The sequence below is a fragment of the Mesorhizobium sp. WSM3879 genome, from assembly GCF_002294915.1.
In the GTDB taxonomy this organism is placed as follows: domain Bacteria; phylum Pseudomonadota; class Alphaproteobacteria; order Rhizobiales; family Rhizobiaceae; genus Mesorhizobium.
In genome coordinates this window covers 32834-46177 of sequence record NZ_NSFZ01000013.1, presented here as the reverse complement: position 1 = coordinate 46177, position 13344 = coordinate 32834, and the positions used below count along the sequence as shown (strand labels likewise).

At 61.3% G+C, this 13344-nt stretch carries 12 protein-coding genes; 5 read left to right on the top strand and 7 right to left on the bottom strand.

Annotation, left to right across the window (positions count from 1 at the left end):
• Positions 1 to 83 precede the first annotated feature (83 nt).
• From CK218_RS24360 to CK218_RS24340, 5 genes are all read right to left on the bottom strand, one after another.
• Entirely contained in the window at positions 84 to 338 is a 255-nt protein-coding gene (locus tag CK218_RS24360; protein WP_095829157.1) for a hypothetical protein, read from the bottom strand.
• The gene (locus CK218_RS24355; protein ID WP_179294593.1) at positions 338 to 1198 is read right to left on the bottom strand and encodes an ABC transporter permease; all 861 of its coding nucleotides are present in this window, start codon (positions 1196 to 1198) and stop codon (positions 338 to 340) included. The genes CK218_RS24360 and CK218_RS24355 overlap by 1 nt, the downstream gene beginning before the upstream one ends.
• 11 nt (positions 1199 to 1209) lie before the next feature.
• Positions 1210 to 1998, bottom strand: coding sequence for an ATP-binding cassette domain-containing protein (locus tag CK218_RS24350; protein WP_095829155.1), 789 nt, complete (start codon positions 1996 to 1998; stop codon positions 1210 to 1212).
• Positions 1999 to 2078: 80 nt separating this feature from the next.
• Positions 2079 to 3050, bottom strand: a complete 972-nt coding sequence (locus tag CK218_RS24345) for a YVTN family beta-propeller repeat protein (RefSeq protein ID WP_095829154.1) — start codon at positions 3048 to 3050, stop codon at positions 2079 to 2081.
• Between the two features lie 19 nt (positions 3051 to 3069).
• Positions 3070 to 4317, bottom strand: a complete 1248-nt coding sequence (locus CK218_RS24340) for an ABC transporter substrate-binding protein (RefSeq protein WP_095829153.1) — start codon at positions 4315 to 4317, stop codon at positions 3070 to 3072.
• Between the two features lie 436 nt (positions 4318 to 4753).
• Here CK218_RS24340 and ftsZ point away from each other — a divergent pair, with 436 nt between their 5' ends.
• From ftsZ to CK218_RS24320, 4 genes are all read left to right on the top strand, one after another.
• Positions 4754 to 5746, top strand: a complete 993-nt coding sequence (gene ftsZ / locus CK218_RS24335) for a cell division protein FtsZ (RefSeq protein WP_095829152.1) — start codon at positions 4754 to 4756, stop codon at positions 5744 to 5746.
• A gap of 351 nt (positions 5747 to 6097) precedes the next feature.
• Positions 6098 to 7501, top strand: a complete 1404-nt coding sequence (locus CK218_RS24330) for a hypothetical protein (protein ID WP_210201080.1) — start codon at positions 6098 to 6100, stop codon at positions 7499 to 7501.
• A 171-nt stretch (positions 7502 to 7672) separates the two neighbouring features.
• Entirely contained in the window at positions 7673 to 8503 is an 831-nt protein-coding gene (locus tag CK218_RS24325) for an SIR2 family protein (RefSeq protein WP_095829150.1), read from the top strand.
• A 97-nt stretch (positions 8504 to 8600) separates the two neighbouring features.
• Entirely contained in the window at positions 8601 to 9779 is a 1179-nt protein-coding gene (locus CK218_RS24320; protein ID WP_095829149.1) for a beta-glucosidase, read from the top strand.
• Between the two features lie 9 nt (positions 9780 to 9788).
• Here CK218_RS24320 and glf read toward each other — a convergent pair whose 3' ends face one another.
• On the bottom strand, positions 9789 to 10925 hold the full coding sequence (glf, locus tag CK218_RS24315) for a UDP-galactopyranose mutase (protein WP_095829148.1): 1137 nt from the start codon (positions 10923 to 10925) through the stop codon (positions 9789 to 9791).
• A gap of 2 nt (positions 10926 to 10927) precedes the next feature.
• Entirely contained in the window at positions 10928 to 12100 is a 1173-nt protein-coding gene (locus CK218_RS24310; protein ID WP_095829147.1) for a glycosyltransferase, read from the bottom strand.
• Between the two features lie 325 nt (positions 12101 to 12425).
• Between CK218_RS24310 and CK218_RS24305 the strand changes: the two genes are divergently transcribed.
• Positions 12426 to 13343 carry a hypothetical protein gene (locus CK218_RS24305; RefSeq protein ID WP_095782970.1) on the top strand — a complete coding sequence of 306 codons (918 nt, stop codon included), beginning with the start codon at positions 12426 to 12428 and terminating at the stop codon, positions 13341 to 13343.
• The last annotated feature ends 1 nt before the right edge of the window (position 13344 follow it).

Sequence of the window (13344 nt, the reverse complement as noted above, 5' to 3'; positions counted from 1 at the left end):
GCACATCGTCGGTTTCTTCCAGGTCTTCTTCTTCATTGCATTCTCCTCTTTAGCCAGCCCGAAGGGACCGGTCATCCATCAGTTCACAATGGACAAATGAAACGCTGGGTTCTCAAACAGCCAAAAAAACACAGGAACAAAACACAACTGCCTAGCTCAAGGATCAGTTCCTTAGCTCCGTCTCTCTCCCGTTCGATCAAGCTCACCCCGGCGAGCAGTTGCGGCACCTTGCGCTGCATGCAGGGCCAGTCCGGATCGGTGTTCGCGGCCGTGGCGCCGGCGTGGGGCATGAGCATGACAGCCGCAACCAGGCTGCGAACAAGGCTCATCCGTTCCATCAACCGTTTCCTCCCGTGCCTTGCTTGCGGGTTATCAGGCCGCGCGAAGGGTCATAAGCGATGATGGCGCCCCCGAGAAACAGCAGCGTGCAGCCGGCGACGACACCCAGCGACGCCCAATCGATCTGCCCGTAGAAGGCGAAGCGGATCAGCTCGACGGCATAAGTAAAGGGGTTGGCGAGGCAGAGCTTGTAAAGCAGCGGGCTCGCTTCCTGGATGCGCCATAATGGGTAGAGCGCCGGCGACGCGAAATAGCCGGGAAAGATGACGAAGTTCATGATGCCGGCGAAGTTCTCGAGCTGCTTGATCATCGAGGACAAAAGCATGCCGAGCGCGCAAAGCATCATCCCCGACAGGAACAGGGCCGGCAGCACGCATAGGTAACCGAGCGGCGGCGCCTTGACGCCCCAGAACCAGGCAACGATCAGAAAGGCATAAACCTGCGCGATCGAAACGGAAACGCCGGCGAGCATCTTCGACACCAGCAGATACCAGCGGGGAAATGGGCTGACCAGCAGGATGCGCATATTGCCCATCTCACGGTCATAGACCATCGACAGCGAAGACTGCATGCCCGAGAACAGCAGGATCATGCCGCACAAGCCCGGCGTGATGTAGACCTCGTAGAGCACGTAGGTCTTGTAGGGCGGGATGATCGAGACACCGAGCACCTGCCGGAACCCGGCGGCAAAAATGAACAGCCAGACGAGCGGTCGCACCAGCGACGAGATGAAGCGCTCGCGCTGGTGCAGGAAGCGCAGCCCTTCCCGCACGACGACGCCTTTGAGGCAGATGAGGTAGTGACGAAAGCCGAACGCGCCGGACTTCACCGGCGTGACGGATGCGACCTTTTCCGGCATTGCGGGAGTGCTCATGGCGAGATCTCCGCCTGGCCGGCTGCTTCGCCGCGGCTGAGTTTGGAAAAGGCGTCGCGGATCGACGCGGCGCCACTCGCTTGGACCACGTCGGCCACTTTGCCTTTGGCGACCAGGTCACCTTGCCGCAGCACGACGACATGGTCGCCGTCTTCAACCTCGTCGATCAGGTGGGTGGCCCAAAGCACGCCGATGCCCTCGGTTTCGACCAGCTTGCGGATGGTGGCGAGAATGCCCGCGCGCGACTGGATGTCGAGACCCACCGTCGCCTCGTCGAGCAGCAGCAGGGACGGGCGATGGAGCAGCGCGCGGGCGATCTCGATGCGCCGCATCTGGCCGCCGGAAAGGCCGTGAGCCTTGTCATGCTGACGGCCTTGCATGTCGACCGTCTCGATCAGCGCTGCAATGCGCTGCCGGGCTTCGTGCCGTCCGATGCCGTGCAGCGAGGCGTGATAGGAGAGGTTCTGGTATACGCTCAGGTCGAGGTCGAGCGTGCGTGCCTGGAATACGATGCCGACCCGCCTCAGCGCCTCGCCGGACGCACGGCTGACGTCATGGCCGAAGATGCGGATCGATCCCTGGCGCGTGTCGTAGAGGTGGCTGATCAGCGAGAACAGGGTCGTCTTGCCGGCGCCGTTGAGACCGAGAAGGGCGGTGAAAGTCGCCGGCGCGATCGAGAACGAAACGTCGTTGAGCGCCCGCTTCGGACCATAGGAATGGCTGACGCCGGCGACATCGAGTGCCGCCGCTCCGTTCCCCGTTTTCGCCGTCCTCGCGTGCTGCATGGATGCTCCTTCAGGATGCTTATCTAGCGCGCTCGACGTCTTTGGCCCCGGCTTCAAGGCCTAATCTTCCGGCTGCTTCTCTATTTGGGCGATATGACCACGCCCCACGGCTGCTGACCCACGGTGACCGACTGAACCGGCTCCTCGGTCGCCGTATCGATGAAAGTAATGTCGTTGGAATTGCCGTTCGTTGTGATCAGTGTCTTCTGATCGGGGGTGAAGTCCAGATGCCAGACGCGCTGTCCGACGAGGATGTATTTTTCCACCTCGTAGGTTTCGGTGTTGATCACTGCGACATGGTTCGCCGGGCCGAGCGCGATGTAGGCCTTCTTCCCGTTGGCGCTGATGGCGATGCCGACCGGCTGGATGGTTTCGGCTCGCAGTCCGGGAATCGCGAACTTGATCCTCTTCACGACCTGGCGCTTGGCGTTGTCGATGACGCTGACGGTGCCGCCGATCTCGGCACTGACCCAGGCCTGCGAGCCGTCGGGCTTGAACGCGGCGAAGCGCGGGCGCGTGTCGACCAGCACGTTGTCGGTTACCTCATGGCTCTCGGTGTCGATGAAATGCGCCATGCTGGTGGTCTCCGAGGTGTTGACCAGGGTCTTGCCGTCGGGGCTGACGGCCATGCCTTCGGGTTCCACGCCGACCGGGATCTCGGACGTGACTTGCTTGCTGTCGAGGTCGATCGCGGTGACCAGATTGTCGTTTTCGTTGGCGACGTAGAGCGTCTTGCCGTCGGGCGAAAGCACGAACAATTCGGGATCGTCGCCGGAGGGCAGCGTGCCGACGACCTGCAGCGTCCTGGTATCGATGATTTGGATCGTATTGTCGTCGCTGGCGCACAAATAGATGAACTTGCCGTCGTGCGAGATGGTGATGCCGCGCGGTCTCTGGCCGACGTCGACGGTCTTGACCACCTGCATCGTCGCCGTGTCGACGACGGTGATCGTATTGTCCTTCTCGTTTGAGACGTAGGCCGTGTAGGCCGATGCCGGGTCGGCCATGACGCCGGTTGCGAGAATGGCGAGTATGCAAGCTCGGCTCTGCACGAATTCCTCCCGATCGGCGCTACTTGAGAACGCATTTCGTTTCCGGCTGATCGATGCCGAGGGTGTCGAGCTCGGAGACCTGGTGGAGATAGCCCTCCTGGGGAGATGTCGAGACGACCGATGTGGCATCGCCAAGCAGGATCGGCTGGCGAAGCTGGAGGTTCCATTTGCGGAAGGTCAGCTTCTGTCCCTTGAAGGCGGCGACCGAGAAGTCGTCCGAGCGGATGTAATCGCTGATCTTTTTCGGATCGTCGCCATTGGTGCGCGTAGTGGCTTCGCCGACGGCCCGCACGGCCGTCCAGGCCGACATGTCCTTGGACATCATTCGCCGGCCTGCTGTCTTCAGGAAGCGATTTTGCATTTGAATGCCGCCCCACTGTTCACTCGCGGGATGCCATGACGATGCCACAAGACCGGCCGTGCCTGCGACGAGCCGCGGCGTCCAGCTGCGGTAGGGCACGTAGCTCCCGAACACCTCGCTTTCATCGGCCACAAGCAGCACGTCATGCTCCGGCAGGTCCTGCGTGAATACCGAAATCTGTTGCTGTATCTGCGTGGCTCCGGTGTCAGTGCGGCGCGCCGTCCCGGTATCCTTGAATTCCTTCTCCGCGACGATCTGCCCGCCGAAGCGGGCTGCCGAGCGGCGCAACGCGTCGGCATAGAGGCGGTCCTCGTCATGCGAGCCGTAGAGCAGCACCCAGTTCGGCCATTTCTTCACCATCAGATACTGCGCCAGAGCGTCGGCGAGCATGCTTCGCGTCGGCGCGATGTGGAAGACGTTTATGCGGCAGTCCTCCTCGCGCAGTCTGTCGTCGGTGGCGCCCACGTTGAAGATCAGCACGCCCTTGTCGCGGGCGATGTCGGCGATCGACAGCAGCTGCTTGGCCGAGAGGTCCGCGATCACATAGCGGTCGCCTTTGGCAATCAACGCGTTGAATGCCTGAACCGCGTCGGCTTCCGGTTTTATCTCGGTGACGTCGAGGCTGAATTTCTGCTTGATGAACCTGCCCGTCGTGTTGTTGTCGCCGATGGCGACATTGGCGCCGGCGACACCTTCGTCACGCGGCGGCTCGTCTAGCAGGGAAAGCGTCAGGCGCGGCGCGTAGGCCCGTAAATAGCCTAGCTTGATTTCGGTGATCTTCTCGTCCGGCTTGATCGCTCCGGCCGGCTGCACGGTCGGTTGCTGGGCGAACGCCCGTGGAGCAGCAGCGGTCAGGGACAGAAAGCACAAAAGGCCCGCCAAGGTGCCCGACGCCGCGCTTGTCATCGACAAATCACCGTTCTTGCGCCTAAGTCCGATCGTTTGCCGGACCAGCGCGAAGTCAAGGTGCCCCAAGGCGAACTTAGAGAGCCGGCGGGATTTATCAACCTCGTGAGCAGGACGTCTCCGGCTCTGTTTGCGACGGATCGCGGTCCTCAGGGCTGCTGGCCGCGCGACGGTCCGAAGCGGCCCGGACGTATCTCAGGGAAGAGGACGCGGGCTGCTTCGGCTGAACCATTTGTCTTTCGTCGCCCCCGCCCCCCACCGGTTCACGCAGGTTTGCGCTCGGGACTACGGCGCTCCTGAAGCAAACTTGCGATTTGATGCCCTCAGCTTGACCTTGCGGGGAGGCCTGTCCTCTGATTCCCTGATCTTGGCGGGACCATCTGATTCGTTTGCTAGTTGCTCTGGCGCAGCCACTGCGTCCCGTAGAGAGATCACAATGACTGCCAAGCCGGAAATCCTGGAGATGAGACCTAAGATCACCGTTGTCGGGGTCGGCGGCGCTGGCGGAAACGCCGTCAACAACATGATCGCTGAAGGCCTGCAGGGGGTCGAGTTCGTCGTCGCCAATACCGACGCCCAGGCGCTCACCATGTCGAAGTCGCCGCGGCTGATCCAGTTGGGTGCGCATGTGACCGAAGGTTTGGGCGCCGGATCTCTCCCCCACGTCGGCAGCGCGGCCGCCGAGGAATCCATCGACGAGATCATGGATCATCTTGCGGGAACGCATATGTGTTTCATCACGGCGGGCATGGGCGGCGGCACCGGGACTGGCGCCGCGCCCGTTATTGCGCGTGCGGCGCGCGATGCCGGCATTTTGACAGTGGCCGTCGTTACCAAGCCTTTCACGTTCGAGGGCAAGCGCAGGTCCCAGGCCGCCGAAGAGGGCATAGAACGCCTTCGCGAAAGCGCCGACACCGTGATCGTCATCCCCAACCAGAACCTTTTCAGGGTCGCCGACGCCAGGACCACGTTTGCCGATGCCTTCGCTATGGCGGACCGTGTTCTCTACGCCGGTGTCGGCTGCATCACGGATCTCATCGTGAAGGAGGGCCTGATCAATCTCGATTTTGCCGACGTGAAGTCGGTGATGCGGGACATGGGCCGGGCGATGATGGGAACCGGTGAAGCCTCGGGGGAGGGCCGCGCAAGGACGGCGGCCGAGGCAGCAATCGCCAACCCGCTGCTCGATGAGGCTTCCATGACGGGCGCCAGAGGCCTGCTGGTATCGATCTGCGGCGGCACGGACATGACGCTCTTCGAGGTCGACGAAGCCGCGACACGGATACGGGAAGAGGTCGACGCCGATGCCGATATTATCGTCGGCGCCATCTTCGACCAGGCGTTGGCCGGAAAATTTCGGGTGTCGGTCGTCGCGACGGGTCTGCGGAAGAGCGAAGACGTGCCGCAGCTTCAGCAGAGGATCGCCTGAAGCCGGCCTTCCTGGTTGGCGAGATCCCGCTGGCGAATCTCTACTCGTCGCTATGACTTGACCTGGTTGGCTTTCGGTGGCCTGCCCAGGCCCCTACGGCCGGGATGGCGGCGAGCGGATCCTAGCTAGGGTTTTCAGTCGAACGAAGCTGGAGCAGATCAGCTGGCCATTCTTTAATAACGGGCCATTCTCTCGGCGATGAGGCCCGGGCGGGCTGCGATTTTTGCGCCGGCGCCGGTGAACATTTTTCCCCTGAGACAGTTTGGAGTGCCTTGGGGAATACCGGAAAGCCACTTGGACAACACGGGATTAACGGACAGCACGACCAGTGACGCGGAGCGCTTACTCGCTGTGCGGTCCGCGGGTCTGCAGTGGATCACGGTGGCCGGCTCATATTTCGCCACTGAGGACGGCGAGCCGTGGATGCCGATCGGGCAGAATGACGCTATAAGCTGGCCTGAGCTAAATGGGCTGTTCCGGCGCAAGGACATAGCCGGCGTGGAGGCTCACCTCCGCTGGCTTAAGCAAAGCGGCGTCACCTGCCTCAGGCTGATGCTGGAATATGCTCAGGTCCGCCACCGCTACTTCGAGCGGCCGCTCGGTCGCTTCGTTCCTGCTATCGTGCGGCTGTGGGACGATCTTTTTCGTCTCTGTGAAAAGCACGGTTTGAGAATACTGCTCACCCCGTTCGATACATTTTGGCAGTGGCGGCACTGGCGTCATCACCCCTATAATCAGAGGAACGGCGGCGTGCTGGATCAGCCCTCGCGCTTTCTGGTCTGCACGGCCACGCGCCGCGCCATCAAGGCAAGGCTGGAATTCGCGGTGCGCAGATGGGGCGGCAGCGGCGCGCTCTTCGCTTGGGACCTCTGGAACGAGATCCATCCCGAGCAGGCCGAAGGCAGCGCCGACTATTTCGGCGACTTCATCCACGATCTCGGTGCTTTTGTTCGCCGGCTGGAGATTTCGCTCTACGGCCGCTCCCACCCGCAAACGGTTTCGCTCTTCGGACCGGAGCTTCGCTGGCGGGCGCACATGCCGCTCCGCGAACCTATCTTCCGGCATCCGGATCTCGACTTCGCCTCCCTCCACATCTACGAGGAAGGCACGATCGATCATCCCCGCGACACAGTGGCCCCGGCGCTCGGCCTGGGGCGGATCGTCGGCGAGGCCCTGGCCGAAACTCGCGATGGCCGGCCGTTCCTCGACAGCGAACATGGCCCGATCCATACCTTCAAGGACAAGAAGATCACGCTGCCGGAGCCGTTCGACGACGAATATTTCCGCCATATGCAATGGGCGCACCTGGCTGCCGGCGGTGCCGGTGGCGGCATGCGCTGGCCGAACCGTACGCCGCATGTGCTCACACCCGGCATGCGGCGGGCGCAGCGCTCGCTGGCGGGTTTCCTGCCGCTGATCGACTGGAGTCGGTTCCGACGTGTCCATCTCTGCGGCCGGGTGCGGGTTTCCCGCCCCGATGTCGCGGCGGTAGCCTGCGGCGACGATGCCCAGGCGGTGGCCTGGCTGGTGCACCGCGAAACGATCGGGCCCAACGGCATGCTGCAGGCCGACGTGCAAACCGAGCCCGTCATGATCGTCCTGCCTGGGCTGGCTCCGGGTAGCTACCGCATAGTCGGCTGGGATACTGCGGCCGGCACGCAAGCGGCGGAATGGCGGGCGCAAGCGGACGGTAGGTTGAAGCTGGAGGTGCCACCGTTCGCGACCGATGTCGCGCTGGCGATTCGCCGATGCTGAGAGGGACCGAAGCCAAGCCGCCTGTCCCTGCCTGCGCATTGCTTTCGGCGAGTCTGACCTGAGTATCGGCGTCTTCTGGATTTTCACGGCTGAGCGGGGAACACTTCATCCACCTCCAGGTTCGGAAGTATGCGTCATGCCCCACCCGCGGCAGCCCACTCAGCTTCGGCAATGAACGAGGACCCGATTCTTCCACTCGCTAAAGCGATCCGAGAGCGCAATGCGGTGCTCTTTGTCGGCGCTGGTGTTTCGATGAGCGTCGGGCTGCCTTCCTGGGAGAAGCTGATTGAGCGCATGGCGAGCGAACTCGGCCTGGATGGGGCAAGACCGCGTGATCGCTTCCAAACCCTGGCCGAGTATTACCGGATCAAGCACGGCAGCATCGGGCCGTTACGCAGTTGGATGGACAGGCACTGGACCGTGACGAGGGAGAAGATTCGGGAGTCCGAACTGCATCGTCTGATCGTCGCGCTGGATTTTCCGGTGATCTACACCACCAACTATGACCGAAACCTCGAAGTCGCCTTTGAGATACACGGCCGCGCATATGTGAAGGTGGCAAATGCTAGGGATGTCTCGAAGGCTCGCCGGGACGTCGCGTGCATCGTGAAATTCCACGGCGACTTCGATGACGATTCCTCGCTGGTCCTTACGGAAACCGACTATCTCGATCGGTTATCCTTCGATTCGCCGCTCGATGTGCGGTTTCGTTCCGATGCGCTGGGCAGCACGGTTCTGTTCGTCGGCTATAGCCTCTCGGACCTGAACATCCGGCTGCTGTTGCATCGGCTTTGGCAGACATGGAACCGTTCGGGCTACGAGGCGGATCGGCCGCCGTCATACATTTTCATGGCGAGCCGAGACCCCGTCGAAGAAGCCGTGCTGGGGCGTTGGGGTATCTCCGTGCTCACAGGCGACAACGACGATCCGGAAGTCGGCCTCGTGAGTTTCCTCAGTCGGCTGGCCGAGGTTGTGAACGATCAGGAGATCACGCTGGGCTGAACGCCGTTCAGCATGCGGCAAGAACGAAGAAGTTGCCCAACCCATAGAGGGCTTCGGCCGTTGGTCGACAGTGCCGGCCAATGCAAGGAGTAAGAATGTGCCGCAAGCCGTTAGCCCAAACGTGAATCCAGCTGCCGGCGCTGTCACATTCGGCAGTTTTTTCATGGGCGGTTTCGAATGCTCCTCGCACCGGCGAAAGGATGGTGTGCGTCTCGATCTCGTGCGGGCGACTGGCCATGATTCTCACGCAGAACGCGACTATCGCGGCTGCGCGAACCTTGGCCTCAGAACTGTTCGTGACGGGCTACGCTGGCACCTGATCGAGAATGCGCCGGGCGTGTACGATTGGTCGAGTTGGGCGCCGATGATCGAAGCGGCAAATCTCGCCAGCGTTCAGGTCATCTGGGATGTCTTTCACTACGGAACCCCCGATTATCTTGACCAGGGCGGGAAGGAGCTGATCGAGCGCTATGCCGATTTCGCAGCGGAAGCTGTCCGGTTGCATCGGGCCGTCAGCGGGAAGCCTGCGCTCGTCTGCCCGATCAACGAGATATCGTTCTTCGCCTGGGCAGTCGAAGTGGGCTATTTTCCACCGGCCGGCCCAAGGCGAAGGGGTTGGTTCAAACGCCACCTTGTCAAGGCTGCCGTGCAAGGCATACGAGCCATGCGCGAAGCCGATCCAGAATGCCGGTTCATCTGGGCCGAGCCGCTTATTCACATCGCGCCGCGCGATCGAAGCCGCGCGGAGATGCGGGCGGCTGAAAAAGTCCGACAGGGACAGTTCGAAGCGTACGACATGCTGATGGGGCGCGTCGAGCCGCAGCTTGGCGGCAGCGAAGATCTCATCGATGTCATCGGTCTGAATTTCTACCCGCACAATCAGTGGTACCTGCACGGGCCAACAATCCCGATGGGGCATCACGAATACCGGGCTCTGTCGGAAATGCTCGTCGAGGTCGCCCAACGCTACCGACAGCCGATGTACATTGCGGAGACCGGTGCGGAAGGATCGGGAGGCCCGGCATGGCTTCACTATGTATGCGACGAGGTGCGGGAGGCTATGAACCAAGGCGCGCCGGTCGGGGGAATCTGCCTTTATCCGATCACGGCTTACCCGGGATGGGACAATTCACGCCACGCCGAAGTTGGCCTTTTCTCCGTCATCCATGCGGATGGATCGCGCCGCACCCGTCAGTCGATGGCCGATGAACTGGCGAGGCAGCAGAGGCTGTTTGAGCAGCGTTCTCGACCCACGCAGCCTTGCATGCCGGAGTAGCAAGCGGCTTTAGCCCGGCACAGCCATTGCCGGCTGCAAGGCGCCTCCAATTGGGACCGTCTTCTGAATGCGGGCGAAAGTAGCCAGAGCCTGACCCACGACCTGGTCCATATTGTAATAGCGGTATGTCGCAAGGCGGCCGACAAACCAGACATCCGTGCGACTGGCGGACAAGGCTTCATATTGCTTGTAGAGCGCTTCGTTTTCCGGCCTGGGCACCGGGTAATACGGATCGCCAATGTCGGTCGGGTATTCATAGGTGAGGCTTGTCCGGGCGTTCTTTTGGCCCGTCAGATGCTTGTACTCGGTGATCCGGGTGAAGTCCTCCGTTTGCGGATAGTTGACCACAGCGACCGGCTGGAACTGTTCGCATTCGACGGTCACGTGCTCGAAACGCAGCGAGCGATACGGCAGGCGGCCAAGTCTCCAGTCGAAGAATTCGTCGACAGGGCCGGTGTAGATCAGCTTGCGGAACGGAATCCGGTCCCGGACCTCACGATAATCCGTCTGCAGCATGATCTTGATATTGGGATGGTTGAGCATGCGCTCGAACATGCGCGTGTACCCGTTCGCGGGCATGTGCTGGAAGCTGTCACCGAAGTAGCGGTCGTCGCGGTTGGTCCTGGTCGGAACCCGGGCGGTTACCGATTTGCTGAGCTGGGAGGGGTCTACGCCCCATTGCTTCCTGGTGTAGCCGCGGAAGAATTTCTCATAGAGTTCCCGCCCGACGGTACTGACCACGACGTCCTCGGCCGTGTGGACTTCCTCGACGGTCTCGCGGCGAGACGCGAAGAAGTCTTCCAGTTCCACCGGATCCAAATCGAGACCATAGAGGCGGTTGATCGTATCGAGATTGATGGGGATCGGGAGAAGCATTCCGTCGACCGCCGCCAGCACACGATGTTCATACGGCCGCCATGTCGTGAAGTGTGACAGATAATCCACGATGGACCGCGCATTTGTATGGAATATGTGCGGCCCGTAGCGGTGGATGAGGATGCCTGCTTCGTCGTAGCAGTCATAGGCGTTACCCCCGATGTGATTGCGGCGATCGATGAGGAGAACGCTTTCTCCCCGCTGCGAGGCAATCCGTTCGGCGAGAACGCTGCCGGCGAAGCCGGCGCCGACGATCAGCCAGTCGAACATGGTCAGGCGCTCCTGCGGAACGGGACGACCTTTTTCCGAGCACTGGCGTTCCTGATATGAGCGGCCATGCCATTCCATGTGCGCTTCCAGGACATGTCCGCGAGATAGGCATCGACCTGCTGAAGCCGCGCCTCGCGCGATTGGGTAAGGACGGATCGCAGCTTGATGTCGACGTCCTCGGCGTCCACTATGTCGACGAGCCCGGCTGCGCCGTAGGTTCGCACAACATCGACGATTGCTGTTGAAACCACCGGCAGGCCAGCGGCGAGGAACTCCGGCGTTTTTGTCGGGCTGATGAAGCGTGTGGCCTCGTTGAGCGCGAACGGCATCCAGCCGGCGTCCCAGTGGCGCAGATAATCTGGAAGATCGGCATAGGCTTTCCCGCCGAGCCAATGCAGATTGCCCGCTGTCGGCAGGCTGCTCGGGTCGATCTTGACCACCGGACCGAGCATGACGAAATGCACGTCTGGCATCGCCTTGGAGGCCTGGGCCACGAGATCGATGTCGAGGCGCTCGTCGATGACGCCGACGAAGCCCACCCGTGGATGAGGAATGCCGAATTGATCGGCAGGGTCCTTGCCGGGTGTCCTTGCCTTGTGGAAGTGGCTGACGTCGATGCTGCTCGGAAACGGATAGATGGCACGGTGCTGGCAGCGCTTCGCTTCAAAGAGGCTCAAGCCGCCGGTGAAGACCACGTCGGCGCGCCCGAAGAGTGCTCGCTCCATCATGGCCAGCTCGGTTGGCGCATTCTTGAACGCCGAAAGTTCGTCCATGCAGTCATAGACGCAGACATCGCAATTGATGTGCGCGCTGAAGCGTAGGGCCATGGGCGTGTAGTACCAGGCGGTCAGGTTAGTGTGCGGCGTCGTAGCGATGATCCGGTCGAGATATTTGCGCTGCACGGCATCAGCTCTGGCCGGGCTTGTGCCAATTGGAAGCAGAGGAGTCGCGACCCGAATTGCCGGCGCCACCTCTGAGAAACGCATCGAGGGATGCGAGCGCTCCTCGAAAACAGGTTCCTCGAAATAAATAATCTCATGCTCCTTCGCGGCCAAGGTAAGAATATGCTGTGGACGCTGATAGACAAAATTCCATCGTAAATGAGAGAAGCATATAAGTAAGCCTTGCGTCTTCGTGGTTTTTCTGCGAATTGGTATTCTTATTGCCGCGTCCATACAAATTTTCCCTAGTGGCAGCCGAAATTATATTGCGATTAACATTTGTTAATCGCAGGCAGCGGAGACGAGATCCACCTTTCCGTCTAACTTTCCGTCGAATAACTTGTTCCAGCCGCGAACCGTTAAAGCGGCGAAGGATCACGCCGCGGGGCTGCTGCTCCTTTGGGCGTTGGGGCCAAGATTTGCACGCAGGTTCCTGGGGACGGTCACTCGGTGGCCGTATTTCGGTAGCATGGGCAGCTAAGCTGTTCGACGGCTCCAACGATTCGCCTGGACCGGAGCCAAACGAGCCTCAAACGGCCGGCAATTGCTGGGGCAGGTGATGAAGATCGAGTTCGAGACGAATGTGTTCCCGCTCTTCCATCCGCAAGCGGTGGATGATCTCAAGGATCCATGCCCCGTCTTTGACGGCAGGCTTTGGCACGTCTTCGGCTCGAGCGGCACGGTAACAACCGAGAGCTGGAAGATACTTCACGCAACCGCGCCGGAGCTGCATGGTCCCTGGACGGAGCACGAGCCCATCGAGCTTCCTGTCACAGGATCGGGCGTTGCCGCGCCCGGTGTTGTCTACGAGCTCGGCGTCTTCCACATGTTCATCCAGACCGAGTTCATGAAGTCCGGCGGCCGCTGTGAGCACGCGGTGTCGAATGATGGCTTCAACTGGGTGGTGCTCAACCCGGCAATCCTGTCGATCCCTGGCACGGACGAAGATGGGATCTATGATCCGCATCCGGCGATCATCGGCGGCAAGCGCTACATCGTCTATTCCGGCATGCCGAAATTCAGTCGTGTGCCGCAACCCGACATCTACCTGGCGCGCAGCCAGTCGGACTCGTGGTTCGGACCTTGGAAGCGGCTGGGCAGGATCCTCGACCATAGTGATATCCCACACCACAATACGCGCGATGATCCCGACTACGAGTGGGGGATCGAAGGCGCCCAACTGGTCGAGCTCCCCGATGGCCGCGTGCTTCTCAACGCCACGTGCTTCCTTCCGCGGGGAGCGCGAGGAAGCCGACAACGCGTGTTTTTCGCCATCGCCGCCGAGGTTACCGGACCCTACGTTTCGATCGGTCCGGTTCTTGATCCAGGCGGGCCAGGAGAAAACGGTCACTCGACCGTCATGATCGAGGGCGAACAGCTAACGCTTTTTTATCAGAGCCGTGTCGCGGCGACGAACCATCGCTGGCGATATGGCCTCGCCAGATGCGATATCAGCGTCCTGTCGAAGGTTGCGTGAC

Coding starts and splice junctions, on each gene's coding strand:
- CK218_RS24360 (WP_095829157.1), bottom strand. CDS start 338: ATGGAACGGATGAGCCTTGTTCGCAGCCTGGTTGCGGCTGTCATGCTC.
- CK218_RS24355 (WP_179294593.1), bottom strand. CDS start 1,198: ATGCCGGAAAAGGTCGCATCCGTCACGCCGGTGAAGTCCGGCGCGTTC.
- CK218_RS24350 (WP_095829155.1), bottom strand. CDS start 1,998: ATGCAGCACGCGAGGACGGCGAAAACGGGGAACGGAGCGGCGGCACTC.
- CK218_RS24340 (WP_095829153.1), bottom strand. CDS start 4,317: ATGACAAGCGCGGCGTCGGGCACCTTGGCGGGCCTTTTGTGCTTTCTG.
- ftsZ (WP_095829152.1), top strand. CDS start 4,754: ATGACTGCCAAGCCGGAAATCCTGGAGATGAGACCTAAGATCACCGTT.
- CK218_RS24325 (WP_095829150.1), top strand. CDS start 7,673: ATGAACGAGGACCCGATTCTTCCACTCGCTAAAGCGATCCGAGAGCGC.
- glf (WP_095829148.1), bottom strand. CDS start 10,925: ATGTTCGACTGGCTGATCGTCGGCGCCGGCTTCGCCGGCAGCGTTCTC.
- CK218_RS24310 (WP_095829147.1), bottom strand. CDS start 12,100: ATGGACGCGGCAATAAGAATACCAATTCGCAGAAAAACCACGAAGACG.
- CK218_RS24305 (WP_095782970.1), top strand. CDS start 12,426: ATGAAGATCGAGTTCGAGACGAATGTGTTCCCGCTCTTCCATCCGCAA.